We start from the raw sequence: 21,411 nt of genomic DNA on the forward strand, positions 1-21,411 counted from the left end.
CCGGCCGATGCGCCAATAGCCCAATAGCCCAATAGCAGACAAGTTCAAGCGATGAAAAACAGATACAAAAGAGCCCGTCTATGACGGGCTCTTTTGTTGAATATGGCTGGGGTACCAGGATTCGAACCTGGGAATGCCGGGATCAAAACCCGGTGCCTTACCGCTTGGCGATACCCCATCAGGGTCGGTGTTTACCGATACGAATCTTAAGACTCGTGAAGACCAAGTATGCTGCTAAAGAAACATGGTAGCTATGGCGGGACTTGAACCTGCGACCCCAGCATTATGAGTGCTGTGCTCTAACCAGCTGAGCTACATAGCCACTGTATTTTTCTCTTTAGCGTTTATGGCTGGGGTACCAGGATTCGAACCTGGGAATGCCGGGATCAAAACCCGGTGCCTTACCGCTTGGCGATACCCCAATATATAAACTTGGTAAAGATGGCTGGGGTACCAGGATTCGAACCTGGGAATGCCGGGATCAAAACCCGGTGCCTTACCGCTTGGCGATACCCCACCAATAATCAAAGTTAGTTCAATAAGAGACAAATATGGTACGGGAGGAGAGACTTGAACTCTCACACCTTGCGGCACCAGAACCTAAATCTGGCGTGTCTACCAATTTCACCACTCCCGCAGTGTCTCTTGTTTTTGACATCCCAAGAAGGATGGTAGCTATGGCGGGACTTGAACCTGCGACCCCAGCATTATGAGTGCTGTGCTCTAACCAGCTGAGCTACATAGCCACGATAACTTTGTTGTTCCCCGTGCCGAGGAACGGGGCGTATTATGCTTATTCAGGTTATTCAGGTCAACAGCTTTTTTAGGCTAAATCCCGCCGCCCCAGCTGTTTGCCTATAAACCCATCAAACTGGGCAACAGATACGCAAATCCGTGTTCTATCGCCCATTTAGAGTCGCTTTATACGTTAAACAGGAAGTGCATCACGTCGCCGTCTTTGACGATATAGGTTTTTCCTTCCACCCGCAGCTTACCCGCTTCCTTACAACCGGCTTCGCCCTTGAACTGAACAAAGTCATCATAGGCCATAACCTGAGCCCGAATAAAGCCGCGCTCAAAGTCGGTGTGAATTTTACCGGCCGCCTGCGGTGCGGTAGAACCGACAGTCACAGTCCAGGCACGGACTTCTTTCACCCCGGCAGTAAAGTAGGTTTGCAGTGTCAGCAGTTCGTAACCGGCGCGGATCACCCGATCAAGCCCTGGCTCTTCCAGGCCCAGCTCTTCGAGGAACTCGCTACGCTCTTCCTCATCCATTTCCGCCAGATCTGACTCAATAGCGGCGCACACAGGCACCACCACGGCATTTTCTTTTTCGGCAATGGCGCGCACTGTATCCAGATGCGGGTTATTGTCGAAGCCATCTTCAGAAACGTTGGCAATATACATGGTTGGCTTGAGCGTCAGCAGGTTCAGGTAAGCCACGGCTTCCAGCTCCTCTTTGCTCAAATCCAGGGTGCGCAGCATATGGCCTTCGTCCAGTACCGGCTTGAGTTTTTCCAGTACTTCGACTTCAAATTTGGCGTCTTTATCACCACCCTTGGCGCGCTTTTGCTGACGCAGTATGGCACGCTCAACACTGTCGAGATCCGCCAGTGCCAGTTCGGTATTGATCACTTCAATATCACCGGCCGGGTCAACCTTGTTGGCCACGTGAACAATATTGTCGTTCTCGAAGCAACGTACCACATGGCCGATAGCATCGGTTTCACGGATGTTGGCCAGGAACTTGTTACCCAGACCTTCGCCCTTGGATGCCCCGGCAACCAGACCGGCAATGTCCACAAACTCCATGGTGGTAGGCAGTACCCGCTCAGGCTTAACGATTTCAGCCAGGGCGTCCAGACGAGCATCCGGCACTGGCACCACACCTGTGTTGGGTTCTATGGTACAGAAGGGAAAGTTTGCCGCTTCGATGCCAGCCTTGGTTAACGCATTGAACAGAGTTGACTTACCGACGTTTGGCAGACCAACGATGCCGCATTTAAAACCCATGATGTTTACCTTTCTCTCTAATTTGAGTCCGGCGCACTCGGCCCCGGACAGGATAATGAAACAGGCGTCAGACGCCTGGATAATCTTAGACCGCTTTAAAGGAGTGCAGCCTGTGCATCGCCTTGGTCATATCCTCGGCAAAGAGGATATCAGTGGCGCGCACCGCTTCATCTACCGCGGCATCTATCAGCGACTGCTCAGTACTCGGCGCCTTGCCAAGCACATAGCCGCTGACTTTGTTCTTGTCCCCGGGGTGACCTATGCCAATCCGCAGACGATAAAAATTCTTGTTGTTGCCCAGCTTGGCAATAATATCCTTAAGGCCGTTATGGCCGCCATGACCACCGCCAAGCTTGAACTTGGCCACGCCCGGCGGCATGTCCAGCTCATCGTGGGCCACCAAAATCTCCTCCGGTTGAATACGGAAGAAGTTCGCCAATGCCGCCACCGACTTGCCACTCAGGTTCATATAAGTGGAAGGGATCAGCAGGCGCACATCGCGGCCCTTGAGCGTAACTCTGGCAGTCAGGCCAAAATACTTGCTGTCGGCACTGAGCTGGGCACCGCAACCTCTGGCCAGCTCCTGCACATACCAGGCGCCGGCATTATGGCGGGTCTGGGCATACTCGGCGCCGGGATTGGCCAGCCCGACGATAAGTTTAATCTCTGTCATCAGTCTCTATCAGTCTGTTTATTCAACGAGAAGTTCTGCGAAGGCCGGACAAGGCCAGGCACATATTCACCGCTCTTGAAGCTTGGCCGTTACAGGCCCAAACACTGCGTGAAAGCCAATGAAAAATGCCGCATTCTTGTAAAAACGCGGCATTTTAGCACTCTCTTGCGACAATCAACAAATCGACCGGGGTTATCTCAGCCCCAGCGCATACTTGAGCACTTGCTGCTTGACCGGGGTATTGATATCCGCCAGCTTGAGCCCGGCGTTACGCAACAGTTTAAGTGGCAGCAGATCGTTACTGAAACCGGCATAGAAGAGATCCATACCGGTCATCATCAACTGATTGTCAAACCAACGCTGCTTTTGGAACCCTTCAAGCACTGTGGCCTTTGACCAGTCTTCGCCCTTCTCCAGCGCCTGGGTTATTGTCGCTATCAAGGCTTCGACGTCTTTAAAGCCCAGGTTAACCCCCTGCCCCGCCAGCGGGTTAATGGTGTGAGCCGCATCCCCCAGGATCACCAGATTGTCGCGGTAGTATTGCTGCGCATGGCGCCGGGTCAGCGGGAAACTGCCCTTGGCCAACACTTCGAAATGGGGATCCAGCCTATCCGGGAAGTGATTGATGATCGCCTGCTTCAGTTGGCTGTCGCTGAGCTGCATCAAACTGCGAACTTGTTTGGCATCGTCATACCAAACCAAGGACGCATTTTTGCCCGGCAATGGCAGCAAGGAGCGCGGCCCTTGCGGAGTAAACTGTTGCCAGGTCACATCCTGCTCATCGCACTCGGTGGCGATATTGATCAACATACAGGACTGGGAATAATCCCAACCACTGATACCAATTCCGGCCCATTGACGCACTCTGGAGTTGGCACCATCGGCCCCCACCAGCAAACGGGCATCAAACACCCGGCCATCGTCCAGACTCACCTCTATCCCCACGCTGGAGCGCACCATGCGCCCGACCCGGGCCGGGCAGCAGAGGGTCAGATTGGGGTAGTTGTCGAATTCCTGCCACAGTGCCAGCTGCACCAAACGGTTTTCCACTATGTGGCCGAGACGCTCGGCCTTGATCTGACTGGCATGGAAACGGGTAATGCAGCCTTCCATTTCCCAGGTTTCCAGGCCACGATAAGCCACATGGCGCATTCCGAGCAGAGTATCGAATGCTCCCAGGCGCTCGAGTAGCGCCTCCGATGCCGCACTGATGGCCGAGACCCTGACATCCAGAGGTTGCGAGGCATCGAAGGCCTCGGGTTCAAAGGCCTCCACCAGCGCCACTTCCAGCCCGAGTTTGGCCAACCCCAGCGCCGTCGCCGCGCCCACCATACCGCCACCTATGATGACGATATCCTTGGTCTCATGTTGTTCTGTCACTATGCCTTTCCTGCTGTCTCTCTTCTCTGCCGCCTCGGCCACAGAGTTGTGTTCAATGGTAACTGTTTTGGCTTCAATCATGAGCAAATGTTGCTGCCGGCTCTCCTGAAACACCTGCTTACAAGCCGACACACGAGCCTTGGCAACCTTAGGCTAGCCTCTGAGTGTCCAAGCAGTATCTGTCATGGCAAACACCGCATATGCGGTTATCGACATCAACAAGTGAGGATACCATGCGCAAACTTACCAGCAGCCTGATAGCCGCAGCCCTTATCGTTCCGGCTGCCTTTACTTCTGGTCATGTTCTGGCCGCCACCACGGCAGACCAGATGGAAGTGATAACTGTAACCTATCGCTCGTCGCTGAATTATGCCCTATATCAACAAATCACGGAAACCATGGCCGGCTTTCATTTGGATGTGTTGGAGGACATCTATGCCCAGGCCCGTGGCAGCAACCTGGAGATGGCCGAGCAGTTCTACCAGCAGCAAAATATTCAGGTGGCCGCCAACCGTTTACCCGCACAGCTTGAAAGGGTATTGCAGCAACCAGAGTAATTCTCAGCCCTGGCGTTCAAAAGCTGGTCAGCGGACTTAACAGCAGGTAAAATGGCGCGCTATTTTTTAAGTGGTTCCGAAGAGCGACGCAAAACTGATGAGTAAAAAACTCCATATTAAAACCTGGGGCTGTCAGATGAATGAGTACGACTCATCCAAGATGGCCGATCTGTTAAACGAATTTCAGGGCTACACCCTGACTGAAGAGGCTGATGAGGCAGATATTCTGCTGCTCAATACCTGTTCTATTCGTGAAAAAGCGCAGGAAAAGGTATTCCATCAGCTGGGCCGCTGGAAAACACTCAAAGACAAGAATCCTGAGCTGATCATTGGCGTGGGTGGTTGTGTGGCTTCGCAGGAAGGCAAGGCGATAAAAGAACGCGCCCAGTGCGTGGATATTATCTTCGGCCCCCAAACCCTGCACCGTCTGCCAGAGATGATCAACCAGGTTCGCAGCGGCGACCAGGCGGTGATTGACGTCAGCTTCCCGGAAATCGAGAAGTTCGACCGTCTGCCCGAGCCCCGCGCCGAAGGCCCCACCGCCTTTGTCTCCATCATGGAAGGCTGCAGCAAGTACTGCTCTTTCTGCGTGGTGCCCTATACCCGCGGCGAGGAAGTCAGCCGACCACTGGATGACATCATCCTGGAAATCGCTCAACTGGCCGAGCAAGGGGTGCGTGAAGTCAACCTGCTGGGGCAAAACGTTAACGCCTATCGCGGCCTGACCCATGATGACGAAATTTGCAGCTTTGCCGAGCTGCTGCGTTATGTGGCCGCCATCGACGGTATCGACCGCATCCGCTTTACCACCAGCCACCCGATAGAGTTCACCCAGGACATTATCGATGTCTATGAAGACACTCCTGAGCTGGTCAGCTTCCTGCACCTGCCGGTGCAATCGGGTTCAGACCGCATACTGACCCAGATGAAGCGCGGCCATATGGCAATTGAGTACAAGTCTATCATTCGCCGTCTGCGCAAGGCGCGGCCGGATATTCAGATAAGCTCCGACTTTATCATCGGCTTCCCCGGCGAAAGCAAAGAAGATTTTGCCGACACCATGAAGCTGATTGAAGAAGTGGGCTTCGACCACAGCTTCAGCTTTATCTACAGTGCCCGTCCCGGCACCCCGGCGGCCGACTTGCCGGATGATGTGGATATGGAAGAGAAAAAGCAGCGTCTGGCAATTCTGCAGGACAGGATCACCCAACAAGCGCAGCGCTACAGCCGCCAGATGCTGGGCACAGTGCAGCGTATTCTGGTGGAAGGCCCATCGGTCAAGAACCCCATGGAGCTGCGCGGCCGCACCGAAAACAACCGGGTGGTCAACTTCGAAGGCCAGCCCAAGCACATAGGCAGCTTCGTGGACGTGGAAATCGTCGATGTCTACACCAACTCGCTGCGCGGCAAGTTTGTTCGCGGTGAAGATGAGATGGACTTGCGCAAGAGCCTGCGCCCCAGTGATATTCTGGCCAAGCATAATCAGGAAGATACCCTGGGCGTGACTCAGTTCACCCCGTAAGCGCCGAGACTTCCACGGCGGCCCGGCTCTTCGGACCCGGGCCGTTTTATTTTAGGCTCGATTTTCCGTTAGCATTTATGCCTTCACGCTCGTAAACTGATCAAAGATGACATCAACAGGAGTTTTTGTTTGTCTCACAAATTAACCACCATGAATCTGTATCTCGAACCGGCCGACAGCCGCCGTCTGGCGTCTCTGTGTGGTCCGTTCGATGACAATATCAAGCAGCTCGAGCGCCGGGTGGGCGTCGAGATAAGCTACCGCAACAACCATTTTCAGATTGTCGGCCAGCCGCGTAACTGCCTCACGGCCAACAACCTGCTGAAACAGCTCTATGTCGAAACCGCGCCGGTAAAAGGCTCGACCCCGGATCTGGAGCCCGAGCAGGTGCATATCGCCATTCAGGAAGCCATTGCCCTGGAAGCTGACGACAGCGGTGCAGAACCCAAAGAGCACTATATCAAGACCCGCAAAGGGGTGATTAAGCCGCGCAATCCCAACCAGACCCAATATGTGGCCAACATAGTGCGCCATGACATCACCTTCGGCATAGGCCCCGCCGGTACCGGCAAGACCTATCTGGCCGTTGCCGCCGCCGTGGATGCGCTGGAGCGTCAGGAGATCCGCCGCATTCTGCTGACCCGCCCTGCGGTGGAAGCCGGTGAGAAGCTGGGGTTCCTGCCCGGCGATCTGAGCCAGAAGGTAGACCCTTACCTCAGGCCTCTGTATGACGCCCTGTTTGAGATGCTCGGGTTTGAGAAGGTCGAGCGACTGATAGAACGCAATGTTATCGAGGTCGCGCCGCTGGCCTATATGCGTGGCCGCACCCTCAACGATGCCTTTATCATTCTCGATGAGAGCCAAAATACCACGGTGGAACAGATGAAGATGTTCCTCACCCGTATCGGCTTCAACTCCAAGGCGGTGATCACCGGTGACATTACCCAGATAGATCTGCCGCGCAACGCCAAGTCAGGCCTGCGCCACGCCATTGAAGTACTGAGCGAAGTGGAAGAGATCAGCTTCAACTTCTTCCAGGCCCAGGATGTGGTGCGCCACCCGGTAGTGGCCCGCATAGTGGAAGCTTATGAAGCACACGATCAGCGCCAGCAGGCGGCCAAGGCCCAACGCGACAGCCAATATCAACTGACAGAGGCCGGCGCCCATGAGTCTTGATCTGCAGCTGGACCTGCAACTGGCCACAGAAGCGCAAAACCTGCCATCCCAGAGCGATTTCGAGCTCTGGGCCCGTACTGCCATAGGCAATAGTATGGAGCAGGCCGAGCTGACCATACGCCTGGTGAACAGTGAAGAGAGCCAGCAGTTGAACCGGGACTATCGCGGCAAAGACAAGCCCACCAATGTGCTGTCATTTCCGTTTGAAGCGCCACCTGGAATAACCCTGCCATTACTCGGGGATCTTGTCATTTGCGTTTCAGTCGTTGAAAATGAAGCCCGTGAACAGCATAAACCGCTACAGGCGCACTGGGCACATATGGTTGTGCACGGTTGCCTGCATCTGCTAGGTTATGATCACATCGAAGATGCCGAAGCCGAAGAAATGGAGTCGCTAGAGACCCAACTTATTGAAAGCTTAGGTTTTACTGACCCATACAAGGAGCAATAATTGCCAGGGTTCGCCCTGTCATGAAGAACACTATGAGTGACGATATCCCCCCGAGTACCAGCGCCCATAAGAAAGGCTGGTTTGACCGAGTAAGCCAGTTATTCCAGGGCGAACCTCAAAATCGCGAAGATCTGGTTGAGGTGATCCACGATGCCGAGCAGCGTGAGCTCATCACAGAAGATACCCGCGAGATGATAAAAGGTGTTTTAGAGGTATCTGATTTGCGTGTAAGGGACATAATGATCCCCAGAGCGCAGATTGTCGCCATCCAATTCAATGACTCTGTTGAGGAACTGCTCAACACTGTCATCAACTCTGCTCATTCCCGCTTTCCTGTGGTCAATGAAGACAAAGACCATATCGAAGGCATACTGCTGGCCAAAGATCTGCTGAAGTACGGCTTCAACAACAGTGAAGAACCCTTCTCACTGGAAAAAGTGATCCGCCCGGCCGTTGTGGTGCCCGAGAGCAAGAGAGTGGATGTGCTGCTCAAAGAGTTCCGTTCCCAACGCTACCATATGGCGATAGTGGTCGATGAATACGGTGGTGTTTCCGGCCTGGTCACCATTGAAGATATTCTCGAAGAGATTGTCGGTGATATCGAAGATGAGTTCGATCACGACAACAGCGACGAGTCTGAGATCCGTAAAGCCGGTAACCGGGTTTACATGGTCAAGGCTCTGACCGAGATTGAAGATTTCAACGAAACCTTCAACACCCATTTCAGTGATGAAGAGTTCGATACAGTCGGCGGCTTGGTGTCCCACGCCTTCGGCCACCTGCCGGAGCGCAACGAGAAGATCGTCATCGACGGCATTGAATTTAAAGTCATCAGTGCCGATACCCGCCGTTTATTGCAACTCAGGGTGAAACTGCCCGATCCCAACGATACTGAAGACAGTAACGACCAGTGAAGTCCACATTAGCGGCGCTACAACGCCACCCCAAGCTGCGTCTGGTACTGGCCTTTTTGGCCGGTGCCAGTACGGCACTTTCCTTTGCCCCCTACGATCTCTGGCCCATCTACCCGCTGGCGCTGGCCTTTGGCCTTTGGCACACTGACAAGCTTTCCCCCAAGGCCAGTTTTGGCTATTGGCTCAGCTTTGGCTTTGGCGCCTTCGCCTTCGGGATCAGCTGGGTGCATGTCAGCATGGACAGATTCGGTGGCTTGCCGCTGATTGCTTCCATAGGCCTGATGGCCCTGTTGGCCCTCTATCTGGCCTTGTATCCGGCGCTGGCCGGTGCCCTGCTGGCCCGACTGGCGCCCAAGCGTCATAACTGGCAACTGCTGGGGCTGTTTCCGGCGCTCTGGACTCTGTGTGAATGGTTGCGGGGCTGGGTGCTCACCGGCTTTCCCTGGCTCTGGGGCGGCTATAGCCAAACCTCGGGCCCCTTGAAGCCGCTGGCCTCAATGATAGGCACTTTGGGGCTCAGTTTTACGGTGGCGCTGCTGGCAGCAAGCCTGGTACTGCTGCTCAAACGCCGCTGGCTCAGCCTGGTGGTGAGCTCGGCGCTACTTGCCCTGTTTGTATGGCAGGCGCCGCGATTTTCAACGGTTGAGCGTACCGGTGAGACCCTCAGCGTGGCGCTGGTGCAGGGCAATATCCCCCAGAGCATGAAGTGGGATCCGGACGCGCTCTGGCCGACTATGCTCAAATATATGGATCTCTCCCGCCCGCATCTGGACAGAGACCTGGTGATCTGGCCCGAGGCAGCGATACCGGCCCCGGAAAGCATGGTGGCCGAGTTTCTCGACAACGCCAACAAAGTTGCCAATCTGCGGGATGCCGCCATCATCACAGGTATCATCAGCCAGCGAAATGGCGACTTCTACAACTCGCTGATCGTGCTGGGGAATCATCATCAGAAACAGCAGGACAGCGCCGACTATAGCGCAGCTGGCAACAACCAGTTCCGCAAACATCACCTGCTGCCCATAGGCGAGTTTGTGCCCATGGAGTCGCTGCTGCGGCCCCTGGCGCCCTTTTTCAACCTGCCCATGTCCTCGTTTGCCAGAGGCAGTTATCAGCAAAACAATTTGACGGCGCTGGGTCATACCCTGGCACCGGCTATCTGTTATGAAATAGCTTTCCCCGAGCAACTCAGGGCCAACGTCGCCGAGGATACCCAGGTGTTGCTGACCGTCTCCAACGATGCCTGGTTCGGTGAGTCCAATGGCCCACTGCAACACATGGAGATAGCCCAGATGCGCTCGGCCGAGTTGGGCCGGCCTCTGCTGCGGGCCACCAACAATGGTGTCACCGCCGTAGTGGATGAATTTGGCAATATCAGTGCCAAACTGCCGCAGTTTGTCGAGGGCGTACTCACGGCTGAAGTGCCGCTGGTCGAGGGCCAGACCCTGTTCAGCCGGGTCGGTCAATGGCCGGTACTGGGGCTGAGTGGCTTGCTGCTGCTTTTGGGGCTGTTGTATTGCCCCAAACGGCGAAAGAACGATAAAAGCTAAGAGCAACCAATTGATTTTTATCTAATTGATAAAAAATTAATGAACACATAAGTAATTCTTAAGACTGCTTTTCTAGGCTCTGGATACTGGTTAACAGATCCGGAGTATCTCTATGGTCAAGCAGTTTCCCCTGTCTGCCCTGGAAAAGGACGTCCCAAGCTCTGCCAACCCACCTCATTCGCTTCCCGAGTGTCACCTGTTCCATGAACAGGCAGAGGGCCGCACTGAGGTCGAAGACTATATCGCCGCCAAGTACTTTCAGGTGCATGGTGCCAAGCTCAAGGAATTTTTGCCTTTCTTACTGCAGCTGAGCATGAAGGGGCAGCCTCAGGGTGCCTTCGGCCTCAGAGCCGGTTGTTACTACCCCTTGTTTCTGGAGCAATATCTCAAGGATCCTATAGAGCAGCAAGTGGCGCTGCTGACCAAACGCCCGGTGGACAGGGCTTCCTTGGTAGAGGTGGGCAATCTGGCACTGACCAATAAGAGTTCAGGGCCACTGCTGCTGGTACTGCTTGCAGCTACTCTGGCCAGAGCCGGTTTTGAGTATATGGTCTTTACCGTCACAGAGCAGGTGGAGGCGCTGATGAGACTACTGGGCTTTTCGCCCATGCTGCTGTGCAGCGCCGATCCTGAGCGACTGGAAGGTGACAGCGCCATCTGGGGCAATTACTACCGCAACAACCCCAGAGTCATGATTGGCGATCTGCGCCTCGCCCAAGAGGTGATAGAAACCAGTCCCCGCTTGAGACGACTGGCACAAAGGCACGAATCGGATATCAGCACCATGGCGGCCGAATTGGCTTATGCAAGAACCCGGGAGCCAAGCCTATGACTCCATCGCCTCAGTTAAACCAAGTCAATACCTCTGAGTCAGGCGCCGGAACAAACCTTGATTGGGATGTCCTGGGCAAACTCAACGGCGAAGATCAGGCCATTGCCCTTAGCGATGCTGGGCGGCAACTCAGCTACCTTGAACTGAAAGCAGAAATCCGCCGCTATAGTGATTTCCTCAAACGCCTGAATATCCGCAGCCTGGCACTGCATGCCGGCAACAGTGCGCAGTGGGCGATACTGGATCTCGCCTGTCAGCAGGCGGGAGTTCTTTGCCTGCCCTTGCCGCTGTTTTTCTCCCAAGAGCAGTTGGCAAACTGCCTTGAACAAACCTCGGTTGAGCTGGTACTGAGCGAAAGCCCACAAATTCAACCTTGTTTGCCAAAGGGTTTCGCGCCTTACCAAGGTCTCAGTGAACTGGGCTGCAATCTATACGGCTGGCATTTATACGGCAGGCAGTTATACGACGAACAGCTATCTGACGAACACCTCTGCAACGGACATCCGGGCCAACAGAGCACTTGCGCCGAGAAAACGGCGGCTTTTCCACAAGTCCCACAGGGCACAGCCAAAATTACCTTTACCTCAGGCTCTACCGGTAACCCCAAGGGGGTGTGTCTCAGCAGCGAGCATCAATGGCGGGTGGCCGAATCGCTTGCCACAGTCACGGCCCTGCCCAGCCCCAGGCATCTTTGTCTGTTGCCCTTGAGCACCTTGCTGGAAAACATCGCCGGTATCTACAGCCCCTTGCTGTGCGGCGGCACTGTGCTGCTGCCCTCGGATAAAGCGCGCGGCATGCATGGCAGCTCGAGACTCGACAGCCGGGCGCTGCTGCAAACCATAAGCCAAGCGCAGCCGAGCAGCATGATCCTCATTCCTCAGTTATTGACACTGCTGGTCGGTGCCTGTGAACAAGGTTGGCAAGCGCCAAACTCACTGCGCTTTGTCGCCGTTGGTGGCGGCAAGGTCGCCCCCGAGTTGCTGCTGCGGGCCAGGGAGCTTGGATTGCCGGTTTATGAAGGTTACGGCCTGTCGGAATGCGGCTCTGTCGTGGCGCTCAACACCCCGGATAAAGACACTCCCGGCTTTGCCGGCACTGTGTTGCCTCACTGCAAAGTGACCATTCGCGGCGGCGAAATCCATGTCGGCGGCGCCAGTCACCTGGGGTATCTCGGCCAACCCGAGACTTGGGGTCAGGGAGAAATCGCCACCGGCGACCTTGGCCAACTCGATAAAGGTGTGCTCACCATTAACGGGCGCCGCAAGCATCTGCTTATCAGCTCCTTTGGCCGCAATATCAGCCCTGAGTGGGTGGAGTCGGCGCTGATGGCCAGACCGCTGCTGAGTCAGTGTATGGTGCTTGGCGACGCCAAACCCTGGCTCAGCGCGCTGCTGTGCGCTCCGCACCAAGTCAGCAATGAGCAGCTCCAGGTCTGGCTGGATGCGGTCAATGCCACACTGCCCGACTACGCCAGGATCAAACGCTGGATAAGACTGAATGAAACCGAGCTCAAGCCTCACACCACAGCCAATGGCAGGGTCAAGCGTGCCTCACTGCTGAGCGCCCTGGCCGCTCAGATAGAACAGCTCTATCTATCTGAAACCCCATATCTTGAGGAAGCCCTATAATGAATTTCTACGACCAATTACAACAAGCAACCCAGAGCGGACGCGAGTATCTGCTGGCCAGTCCCATCATAGGCAAATGTCTGCAAGGAGAGATAAGCCTGGAGGAATATGTCGCCTTCCTGCACCAGGCCTATCACCATGTGAAGCACACTTCGCCGCTGCTCATGGCCACAGGCGCCAGACTGCCGGAAAGCAAGGAATGGCTCAGGGTGGCGGTAGCCGAGTATATCGAAGAGGAGCAAGGCCACCAGGAGTGGATCCTCAATGACATAGCCGCCTGCGGTTTTGACAAGGAAAAGGCCAGACGCAGCACGCCGCTGTTTGCCACAGAGGTCATGGTGGCTTACGCCTACGACATGGTGAATCGGGTAAGTCCGCTGGGCTTTTTCGGCATGGTCAATGTTCTGGAAGGCACCAGCATTAATCTGGCGCTGCTGGCAGCCGAGAAAGTGCAATCGCGCCTGGGGTTGCCGGATTCAGCCTTCAGTTATCTCAAGTCTCACGGCGAGCTGGACAAGCAACATATCCATTTCTTTGAGGGGCTGATGAACCGGATTGAGGATCCCGAAGAACAGGCCTTGATCATTCACGCCGCCAACAACTTCTACCGCCTCTACGGCAATATATTCCGCGAGCTGGCGCCGGCCCAGGCCTTCGCGCTGGCCTCCTGAAAACGGTGACCAATATGGAACTCAAGCATCTGAATGTCATCATCACGGGCGCCAGTGGCGGCATCGGTAGCGCCATCGCCAGGGCGCTGGCGGCCAAAGGCGCCAGACTGCTGCTCTGCGGCCGGGATCAAGCCAAGCTCGATGCCCTGAAACAGAGCCTTGCCGGGGAGCATCACACCTTAAGTGCCGATCTGACCAGCAGTGGCGGTCAGTGTCAGCTGCGTCAGGCCGCCGGGGTATTCAGCCCCAAGGTGTTGATCAACTGCCTTGGGGTCAATCAACTCAGCATGTTGGAAGCCAGCGACACCTGTGATACCCGCGCCATGATGGCGGTGAACCTGGAGGCGCCCATCAACTGTTGCCGCACCCTGCTGCCCTTGCTCAAACGCCAGTCCGAGGCCGCCATCATCAATGTCGGTTCCATTCTCGGCAGCATAGGCTACCCGGGTTCCAGTCTTTACTGCGCCAGCAAGTTTGGCCTCAGAGGCTTTACCGAAGCACTGGAGCGGGAGTTGGCCGACAGCAAGATTAAGGTGCTCTATTTCGCCCCCAGAGCCACGGATACCGAACTCAACACAGAATCGATGCGCCAGCTCAATTCGGCGCTCGGCAACCGTCAGGACAGCCCTGAATGGGTGGCCGACATCCTCTGCCGGGATCTGGCCGATAATCGCCGGGGCCGCCGCTTTATCGGTTGGCCGGAAAAGCTGTTTGTGCGGATAAACGCCCTGCTGCCCGGCCTGGTTAACAATGATACCCGCAAGAAACTGCCACTTATCCGCCAGTTTTGCCAAAGGGCCATCCCAATACAAGACACGGCCAACCCCATCACCGAAGGAGATAAACATGAAGCCATTTAAACTCTTGTGCCTGAGCGCAGCGCTGCTGGTGAGTCCTTCGCTCTGGGCCGATGACGCCAGCGATCTGGCCGTCAAACAGTTGCAACATGACTGGGCCATCAACAACTATCAACTCAGCGGCGACGAGCAGGAAAAAGCCTTCGTTAAACTGCTGAAGCTGGCGGATGAGTCGGTGCAATCCCACCCTAAAAGTACGGGCGTGCGCATCTGGCACGGGATTATCAACTCTACCTATGCCGGGGTCAGCGGCGGCCTCGGTGCCCTCAAGTATACCAAGCGGGCTCGCAGTGACTTTGAGCAGGCGCTTAAGCAAGATCCCACCGCGCTCAAGGGCTCGGCCTATACCAGTCTCGGGGTGCTTTACTACAAGGTGCCCGGCTGGCCGCTGGGCTTTGGGGACGATGACAAGGCCGAGGAGTTGTTGAAGCAGGCGTTGGAACTCAACCCCGATGGTATAGACAGCAACTACTTCTACGGCGACTTCCTGCTGGAAGAGGACAGGTATGACGAAGCCCAGCCTTTCCTGCAAAAGGCGCTCGAAGCCGCCCCAAGGCCAGGGCGCGAGCTGGCAGATGCGGGTCGCAAGCAGGAAATCAAGGCAGCACTTGCCAAAATCGCCGCCTATCGCGATAACAGTTGATCACAACCTGTGTTGAGAAGCAGCACATCTGCAGCCAAAACCTGCCAGTCTCAAACGGTATAAACAGCATAGAAAACGCAGGCCGGAGCCTGCGTTTTTATGTCTGTGGGTTTGAGGGTTTTCCCTTGAGCTCCAAGCCATTGAAAGCCTGAACATCTATGATTCAGGGCGCCAGCGCTTCACGGGTAAATTCCGAGTGGTCACACTCGGGGCAATCGGGAATGATGCCTGGGAACTCGAAGTCCATCTCATGGCCGCAGTTACTGCAGACCATCTTGCCCTGACTGACGATATCGCCGCTCTGATAATAACCATGGTGTTTGAACTCATGGGCCAGTTCGTGCCACTCCACCTGGCTGCGGTCACTGATTTCGCCCAGCCAATGCCAGAGGGTATTTTCCAGTGTCAGCATAGTGGGGCTGTAACTGATGTCATCTTCCGTTTGGCTCTGGATATAACTGGCGATATCCCGCTTGAGGAACTCCTCGACCAGAGACAGCTCGGCCTCACCGGCCTGCTGCTTGATGGCCAAATACTCTTTCCCTTCCTTGATAGAGTTAAATAAGCTCTTAACTGTCAATGAGTTATCTTGGTTATACTGTTGTTTGACTCTGTCAATCAAGGCCTGATACAGCGCCAGTAACTCCGTACTTCTCTCACTCATGGCCAATACTCCTTTAAGACGAACCTTTCTTAATGACTCACTTCTGGTTTATTCTATGCAGATCTAAACGGCGCAGTATAGCGCGCATGTCAAAATAATGGGCGGCATTGCCGAAAAACCTGATGCAAGAGCAATATAATCCCTCAGAAATCGAAGCCAAAGTGCAAACGCACTGGGCAGAAAAGAAAACTTTTGAAGTCACCGAAGATCCGAGTAAAGAGAAGTTCTACTGCCTCTCTATGTTCCCCTATCCTTCAGGTCGGCTGCATATGGGACACGTGCGTAACTACACCATAGGTGACGTAGTTTCCCGTTTCCAGCGTCTGCAGGGTAAAAATGTGCTTCAGCCCATCGGCTGGGATGCCTTCGGTCTACCGGCAGAAAATGCCGCGATCAAGAACGCCACTGCGCCGGCGCCTTGGACCTATGAAAACATAGATTACATGAAGAACCAGCTGAAAATGCTGGGTTTTGGCTACGACTGGAGCCGTGAAATTGCCACCTGTACCCCGGAATACTATCGCTGGGAACAGTGGTTCTTCACCAAACTGTATGAAAAAGGCTTGGTGTACAAGAAAACAGCTTCAGTCAACTGGTGCCCCAATGACCAGACTGTACTGGCCAACGAGCAGGTTATCGATGGTTGCTGCTGGCGCTGCGACACTGTGGTTGAGCAGAAAGAGATCCCTCAGTGGTTTATCAAGATCACTCAGTACGCCGAAGAGCTGCTGAACGATATCGATACCCTTGAAGGTTGGCCTGAGCAGGTCAAGACCATGCAGCGTAACTGGATTGGTCGCTCCGAAGGGGTCGAGATGACCTTCAAGGTGGCCGGTTCCGACGATAGCTTCGACATCTACACTACACGCCCGGATACCGTGATGGGCGTGACCTATGTGGCCATTGCCGCCGGTCACCCACTGGCCGAGAAAGCCGCCGCCAACAACCCGGCGCTGGCAGCCTTTGTTGAAGAGTGCAAGCAGAGCACCGCCTCCGAGGCCGAGCTGGCCACCATGGAGAAAAAAGGTGTCGATACCGGCCTCAAGGCGATCCACCCGCTGACAGGCGAAGAAGTCCCGGTTTGGGCCGCCAACTTTGTCCTGATGAACTATGGTACCGGCGCCGTGATGTCGGTTCCCGGCCACGACCAGCGTGACTATGAATTCGCCACCAAGTATGGCCTGGCGATCAAGGGCGTGATTAAGCCTGCCGATGGCGAGCTGGATATCTCTGAAGCCGCTTACACTGAAAAAGGCATACTGTTCAACTCAGGCGAGTTCGATGGTCTGGACTTTGAAGCCGCCTTCAACGCCATCGCCGACAAGCTGAGTGCCGAAGGCAAAGGCAAGCGCCAGGTTAATTTCCGCCTGCGCGACTGGGGCGTCAGCCGCCAGCGCTACTGGGGCGCACCTATCCCTATGGTGACTCTGGAAGACGGCACTGTGATGCCTACGCCTGAAGAACAACTGCCGGTCATTCTGCCGGAAGACGTGGTCATGGATGGGGTCCAGAGCCCAATCAAGGCCGACAAAGAGTGGGCCAAGACCACAGTCAACGGCCAAAATGCCCTGCGCGAAACCGACACCTTCGACACCTTTATGGAGTCCAGCTGGTACTATGCCCGCTACTGCTCACCCAAGGCAGATCAGATGCTGGATCCAGCCAAGGCCGACTACTGGCTGCCGGTAGATCAATACATAGGCGGTATCGAACACGCCTGTATGCACCTGTTGTACTTCCGCTTCTTCCACAAACTGTTGCGTGATGCCGGTTTGGTTAACTCCAACGAACCTGCCAAGCGTCTGTTGACTCAAGGCATGGTACTGGCCGATGCCTTCTACTACAGCAACGAGAAAGGCGCCCGCGTTTGGGTATCGCCATTGGAAGTGACCGTGGTTGAGAAAGACGACAAGGGTCGGATCCTCAAGGCCGTGGACAATGAAGGCCATGAGCTGACTTACACCGGCATGAGCAAGATGTCCAAGTCGAAGAACAACGGCATCGATCCGCAAGTGATGGTAGAGAAGTACGGCGCCGATACTGTGCGACTGTTCATGATGTTTGCCTCACCACCGGAGCTGACATTGGAATGGCAGGAGTCAGGCGTGGAAGGTGCCCACCGCTTTATCAAGCGTCTGTGGAAACTGGCCCACGACCATATCGCCAAAAGCGCGGCTCCAGCGCTGGATATCGCGGCTCTGACCGGCGAGCAGAAAGCACTGCGCCGCGAGCTGCACAAGACCATCGCCAAGGTGACTGACGATATCGGCCGCCGCCAGATGTTCAACACCGCCATTGCCGCCGTGATGGAGCTGATGAACGCGCTGCAGAAGGCTCCGCAGGAAACCGAGCAGGACAGAGCCCTGATGGCCGAAGCCCTGTCTGCCGTGGTGCGTCTCTTGTACCCCATCACCCCACACCTGAGCTTCAACCTGTGGCAGGAGCTGGGCATGGAAGGCGATATCGAGTCAGCCAGCTGGCCCGAAACCGACGAATCTGCACTGGTCGAAGACAGCAAGCTGATCGTGGTGCAGGTCAACGGTAAGCTCAGAGCCAAGATCACTGTGGAGGCCGATGCCGCCAAGGAAGAGGTCGAAGCCTTGGGTCTGGCCGATGAACAGGTGATAAAGCACACCGAAGGCAAGACCATCCGCAAGGTGATCTATGTTCCCGGTAAACTGCTGAACATAGTCGCCAACTGAGAAAAAACAGGACATCCATGCTGAAACTATCTTTAAGCGTGAAGCAGTTGATGTTCGCCCTGCTGGCACTGGTCGTTATGACCAGTGCCGGTTGCGGCTTTCAACTTCAGGGAAGTTATTCCATTCCGCCCGAGCTCAGCAAGCTGAGCCTGGAGAGCAGCGACAAATACAGCGAGCTGAGCCGCCTGGTGCGTGAACGCCTGCGTCTCAACAATGTCGGCATAGGGGAACCCGCCAAGGGCATTCCCCGGCTGGTGCTGCTGAGCGACACTCTGGAGCGCTCAACCTTGTCGCTCTACCCCACAGGCAACGTCGCCGAATATGAACTCATCTACCATGTGCGTTTTGCCGTGTCTTTGCCGGGCAAGGAAGCACAGCCTTTCGATGTGGAAATCCGCCGCGATTATCTCGACGACCCTCGCACCGCCTTGGCCAAGAGCCGCGAGATGGAGTTGCTGGTCAAAGAGATGCGCATTCAGGCCGCCGATAACATCATCCAGACTCTGGCCGCCATCGAGGTGAACTGATGCGGGTCTATCCGGATCAGTTACACCGGCAGTTGTCGCCGCTGAAATCCTGCTATCTGCTGCTGGGCGACGATCCCTATCTGCTGGACAGCAGCAAGCGGCAAATCCTGGCTACCGCCCGCAGCCAAGGCTTTGAAGAAAGGTTACAGCTGACTCAGGAAGCCAACTTCAACTGGCAAGATCTCGCCAACGAATGGCACGCCATGAGCCTGTTTGCCAGTCGCAGAATCATAGAGCTCAACCTGCCCCAGGCCAAGCCGGGTGCAGATGGCGGCGCCATGCTGCAAAGCCTTATTGCTGAACAAAACCCGGATATCTTGCTTATCATCGACGGCCCCAAGCTTGGCCGCGATCAGCAAAACAGCAAGTGGTTCAAAGCCCTGGACAGCCAAGGTCTTTATGTTCCTTGCGCCACACCCGAAGGGGCCCAGTTCCAGCGCTGGCTCGACGGCCGTATTCAATACTATCGGCTCAATCTCAAAAACGATGCCAGAGCCATGCTGTATGCCCTCTACGAAGGCAATCTGCTGGCGGCCGATCAGGCGATGCAACTGCTGCAACTGCTGGCCGGAGCCCGTCCTGTGGACAGCGAAGAGCTGAGCCGCTACTTCGAAGATCAATCCCGCTTCAGCGTGTTCCAATTGACCGATGCCCTGCTGGCCAACCAACAGGATAAGGCCCAGCATATCCTTGCCCAGCTCAAGGCCGAAGAAACCGCCATGCCCATTATCCATTGGGCGCTGCAAAAGGAGCTGACCTTGCTGCTGACGCTGCAATCGGCCCGCAGTCAGGGCGAGAGCCTCAATAGCCTGTTCGGCAAACATAGAATTTGGGACAAGCGCAAGCCGCTCTATCAGGGCGCCCTCACCCGGCTGAGCCTGGAAGCCATAGAGTCCATGCTGGCTATCGCCTCCAAACTGGAGCTGGCACTGAAACAGCAAGGCCAGGAAAACTGGACCGGCCTTTCCCATCTGTGTTTGCTGTTCGATCCCAAGGCGGCGCGCCATCTTGGCCATATTGAGTTCGACTGAGGAGACAGGATGCGTATCGGGCTGATGGGCGGTACTTTCGACCCAGTTCACTATGGTCACCTCAAACCCGCAGCCGAAGTCAAAGCCCGGCTAGAGCTGGATAAGCTCTGGTTGCTGCCGAACCATATTCCGCCGCACAAGGCCAAGGCCACCGCCAGCAGCGAGCAGCGCCTGGCCATGCTTAAACTGGCCTGCGACGAGTTCCCCGATATGGACATTTGCGATATCGAGCTCAAACGCAATGCCCCCTCCTATAGCGTCGCGACGCTGGAAGCACTGCAGCAAGCTTTCCCAGGCGCCGAATTTCAATTCATCATGGGTACAGATTCCTTGCTGTCACTGCCGAGCTGGCATCAATGGCAGCGGCTGTTTTCCCTGTGTAACCTGGTGGTTTGCAAGCGCCCGGACTGGAACCTACCAAAGGACGCCGAAATCCAAACCGAACTGGCCCAAAGAGGCTGCTCGGTCACCCAGGCCTTGGCGGCAAGAGTCTGTGACGATGCAAATGGCAATAGCAGTAGCGGTGGCATTGAAAAAGCACAATACGGCAAAATCATCAGCCTCTCGGTCAAGCCGCAGCCCTTCTCCTCCACGGCCATTCGCCGCGCCATCGCTGCCGGTGACATTAATGCCTGCCGCGCCGCCATGCCCAAAGCCGTGCTCGAGTATATAGTCGCAAACCGCCTCTATCTTGGCGGTTAACTGCGGTGGATGGACGATAAATGCTATGGGACTTGCCCGCCTGCGCTGATATACTACTGCGCTTGATCAAAAACATGAGAGGATCTTCAGCGTGCAAGGCACAGAACTGAAACAATTTGTTGTCGACAAGGTCGATGATCTCAAGGCTCGGGACATAGTCGTGCTGGATGTCAGCAAAAAGTCCAACGTGACCGACTTTATGGTTATCTGCTCAGGCACATCCAAGACCCATGTTCGCGCCATTGCTGAAAATGTGGTTGCCGAAGCCAAGCAAGCCGGCATGCAACCTCAGGGCGTAGAAGGCCGCGACAGCAGCGACTGGGTTCTGGTGGATCTGGGTGATGTGATTCTGCATGTGATGCAGGAGCAAACCCGCGAACATTACCAGTTGGAAAAACTCTGGTCTGACGCCAACGCCTGATGAAACTGCAACTCGTTGCCGTAGGCACCAAAATGCCGGACTGGGTCAGCAAGGGTTTCGCCGAGTACCAGCGCCGCTTCCCCAGGGACATGGCGCTGGAGCTGGTTGAAATCCCCGCCGGCAAGCGGGGCAAGAATGCCGATATCGCCCGTATTCTGCAAAAAGAGGGCGAAGCCATGTTGGCCGCGATTCCCAAGGGCAACCATATCGTCACTCTGGATCTGCCGGGCAGGAACTGGACTACTCCGGAACTCGCCTCTGCCATGGAAAAATGGCAGCTCGATGGCCGGGATGTCAGCCTGCTGATAGGCGGCCCGGAAGGCTTGGCTCCCGCCTGTAAACAAGCCGCCAGCCAAAGCTGGTGTCTGTCGGCCCTGACCCTGCCCCACCCCTTGGTGAGAGTCGTGGTGGCCGAGAGTCTTTACCGGGCCTGGAGCATCAACAACAATCATCCCTACCACAGGGAATAAGGCACCCAAGAGCCACTTGCATTAGCT

General features: G+C 55.5%; 21 protein-coding genes and 6 tRNA genes. 17 read left to right on the forward strand and 10 right to left on the reverse strand.

Annotated elements, in window-relative coordinates; all coding sequences use genetic code 11:
- Positions 1-103 precede the first annotated feature (103 nt).
- From ACSHSR_RS16530 to ACSHSR_RS16570, 9 genes are all read right to left on the reverse strand, one after another.
- A tRNA-Gln gene (locus tag ACSHSR_RS16530) sits at positions 104-178 on the reverse strand.
- A 67-nt stretch (positions 179-245) separates the two neighbouring features.
- Positions 246-322, reverse strand: a tRNA-Met gene (locus tag ACSHSR_RS16535).
- A 25-nt stretch (positions 323-347) separates the two neighbouring features.
- Positions 348-422: transfer RNA gene (locus ACSHSR_RS16540), tRNA-Gln, on the reverse strand.
- A 20-nt stretch (positions 423-442) separates the two neighbouring features.
- Positions 443-517, reverse strand: a tRNA-Gln gene (locus ACSHSR_RS16545).
- Between the two features lie 35 nt (positions 518-552).
- Positions 553-637, reverse strand: a tRNA-Leu gene (locus ACSHSR_RS16550).
- A gap of 32 nt (positions 638-669) precedes the next feature.
- A tRNA-Met gene (locus tag ACSHSR_RS16555) sits at positions 670-746 on the reverse strand.
- Between the two features lie 175 nt (positions 747-921).
- The gene (gene ychF / locus ACSHSR_RS16560; RefSeq protein WP_025011687.1) at positions 922-2,013 is read right to left on the reverse strand and encodes a redox-regulated ATPase YchF; all 1,092 of its coding nucleotides are present in this window, start codon (positions 2,011-2,013) and stop codon (positions 922-924) included.
- Between the two features lie 85 nt (positions 2,014-2,098).
- Positions 2,099-2,686, reverse strand: a complete 588-nt coding sequence (gene pth, locus ACSHSR_RS16565; protein ID WP_025011686.1) for an aminoacyl-tRNA hydrolase — start codon at positions 2,684-2,686, stop codon at positions 2,099-2,101.
- 192 nt (positions 2,687-2,878) lie between these two features.
- Entirely contained in the window at positions 2,879-4,147 is a 1,269-nt protein-coding gene (locus ACSHSR_RS16570; protein ID WP_345886713.1) for an FAD-dependent oxidoreductase, read from the reverse strand.
- Between the two features lie 152 nt (positions 4,148-4,299).
- On the opposite strand from ACSHSR_RS16570, the gene ACSHSR_RS16575 reads away from it, so the two are divergent.
- The 11 genes from ACSHSR_RS16575 to ACSHSR_RS16625 all read left to right on the forward strand — a co-directional run bounded on the left by ACSHSR_RS16575 (position 4,300) and on the right by ACSHSR_RS16625 (position 14,867).
- Complete coding sequence (locus tag ACSHSR_RS16575) at positions 4,300-4,623, forward strand: hypothetical protein (protein ID WP_144165677.1); 324 nt, start codon at positions 4,300-4,302, stop codon at positions 4,621-4,623.
- Positions 4,624-4,720: 97 nt separating this feature from the next.
- Complete coding sequence (miaB, locus tag ACSHSR_RS16580; protein ID WP_025011684.1) at positions 4,721-6,145, forward strand: tRNA (N6-isopentenyl adenosine(37)-C2)-methylthiotransferase MiaB; 1,425 nt, start codon at positions 4,721-4,723, stop codon at positions 6,143-6,145.
- 129 nt (positions 6,146-6,274) lie between these two features.
- Positions 6,275-7,321, forward strand: coding sequence for a PhoH family protein (locus ACSHSR_RS16585; RefSeq protein ID WP_025011683.1), 1,047 nt, complete (start codon positions 6,275-6,277; stop codon positions 7,319-7,321).
- Positions 7,311-7,772 carry an rRNA maturation RNase YbeY gene (gene ybeY / locus ACSHSR_RS16590; RefSeq protein WP_479630957.1) on the forward strand — a complete coding sequence of 154 codons (462 nt, stop codon included), beginning with the start codon at positions 7,311-7,313 and terminating at the stop codon, positions 7,770-7,772. The genes ACSHSR_RS16585 and ybeY overlap by 11 nt, the downstream gene beginning before the upstream one ends.
- A 32-nt stretch (positions 7,773-7,804) precedes the next feature.
- Positions 7,805-8,686, forward strand: coding sequence for a CNNM family magnesium/cobalt transport protein CorC (gene corC / locus ACSHSR_RS16595; protein ID WP_025011682.1), 882 nt, complete (start codon positions 7,805-7,807; stop codon positions 8,684-8,686).
- Positions 8,683-10,236, forward strand: coding sequence for an apolipoprotein N-acyltransferase (lnt, locus tag ACSHSR_RS16600; protein WP_479630958.1), 1,554 nt, complete (start codon positions 8,683-8,685; stop codon positions 10,234-10,236). The genes corC and lnt overlap by 4 nt, the downstream gene beginning before the upstream one ends.
- A 112-nt stretch (positions 10,237-10,348) precedes the next feature.
- Positions 10,349-11,068, forward strand: a complete 720-nt coding sequence (locus ACSHSR_RS16605) for a thermostable hemolysin (RefSeq protein WP_208192014.1) — start codon at positions 10,349-10,351, stop codon at positions 11,066-11,068.
- Entirely contained in the window at positions 11,065-12,696 is a 1,632-nt protein-coding gene (locus ACSHSR_RS16610; RefSeq protein ID WP_479630959.1) for an AMP-binding protein, read from the forward strand. The genes ACSHSR_RS16605 and ACSHSR_RS16610 overlap by 4 nt, the downstream gene beginning before the upstream one ends.
- Positions 12,696-13,367: an iron-containing redox enzyme family protein gene (locus ACSHSR_RS16615; RefSeq protein WP_345855842.1), complete on the forward strand. Its 672-nt coding sequence runs from the start codon at positions 12,696-12,698 to the stop codon at positions 13,365-13,367. The genes ACSHSR_RS16610 and ACSHSR_RS16615 overlap by 1 nt, the downstream gene beginning before the upstream one ends.
- A gap of 14 nt (positions 13,368-13,381) precedes the next feature.
- Positions 13,382-14,227, forward strand: a complete 846-nt coding sequence (locus ACSHSR_RS16620; protein ID WP_479630960.1) for an SDR family oxidoreductase — start codon at positions 13,382-13,384, stop codon at positions 14,225-14,227.
- A complete protein-coding gene (locus ACSHSR_RS16625) occupies positions 14,214-14,867 on the forward strand; it encodes a tetratricopeptide repeat protein (RefSeq protein ID WP_479630961.1) in 654 nt (217 codons plus the stop codon). The genes ACSHSR_RS16620 and ACSHSR_RS16625 overlap by 14 nt, the downstream gene beginning before the upstream one ends.
- Positions 14,868-15,030: 163 nt before the next feature.
- On the opposite strand, the gene ACSHSR_RS16630 is transcribed toward ACSHSR_RS16625, so the two are convergent.
- Positions 15,031-15,531 carry a zinc ribbon-containing protein gene (locus tag ACSHSR_RS16630; protein ID WP_025011679.1) on the reverse strand — a complete coding sequence of 167 codons (501 nt, stop codon included), beginning with the start codon at positions 15,529-15,531 and terminating at the stop codon, positions 15,031-15,033.
- A 122-nt stretch (positions 15,532-15,653) separates the two neighbouring features.
- Between ACSHSR_RS16630 and leuS the strand changes: the two genes are divergently transcribed.
- The 6 genes from leuS to rlmH all read left to right on the forward strand — a co-directional run bounded on the left by leuS (position 15,654) and on the right by rlmH (position 21,384).
- The gene (gene leuS, locus ACSHSR_RS16635) at positions 15,654-18,233 is read left to right on the forward strand and encodes a leucine--tRNA ligase (RefSeq protein ID WP_479630962.1); all 2,580 of its coding nucleotides are present in this window, start codon (positions 15,654-15,656) and stop codon (positions 18,231-18,233) included.
- A gap of 17 nt (positions 18,234-18,250) precedes the next feature.
- Entirely contained in the window at positions 18,251-18,760 is a 510-nt protein-coding gene (locus ACSHSR_RS16640) for an LPS-assembly lipoprotein LptE (protein WP_342656014.1), read from the forward strand.
- Positions 18,760-19,791 carry a DNA polymerase III subunit delta gene (holA, locus tag ACSHSR_RS16645; protein ID WP_345866957.1) on the forward strand — a complete coding sequence of 344 codons (1,032 nt, stop codon included), beginning with the start codon at positions 18,760-18,762 and terminating at the stop codon, positions 19,789-19,791. Before ACSHSR_RS16640 ends, holA begins: the two co-directional genes overlap by 1 nt.
- Before the next feature lie 9 nt (positions 19,792-19,800).
- A complete protein-coding gene (nadD, locus tag ACSHSR_RS16650; protein WP_054745754.1) occupies positions 19,801-20,493 on the forward strand; it encodes a nicotinate-nucleotide adenylyltransferase in 693 nt (230 codons plus the stop codon).
- A gap of 91 nt (positions 20,494-20,584) precedes the next feature.
- Positions 20,585-20,914, forward strand: coding sequence for a ribosome silencing factor (rsfS, locus tag ACSHSR_RS16655; RefSeq protein WP_025011675.1), 330 nt, complete (start codon positions 20,585-20,587; stop codon positions 20,912-20,914).
- Entirely contained in the window at positions 20,914-21,384 is a 471-nt protein-coding gene (gene rlmH, locus ACSHSR_RS16660; protein WP_039034324.1) for a 23S rRNA (pseudouridine(1915)-N(3))-methyltransferase RlmH, read from the forward strand. Before rsfS ends, rlmH begins: the two co-directional genes overlap by 1 nt.
- Positions 21,385-21,411 lie beyond the last annotated feature (27 nt).

Source organism: Shewanella sp. VK101 (assembly GCF_056497865.1).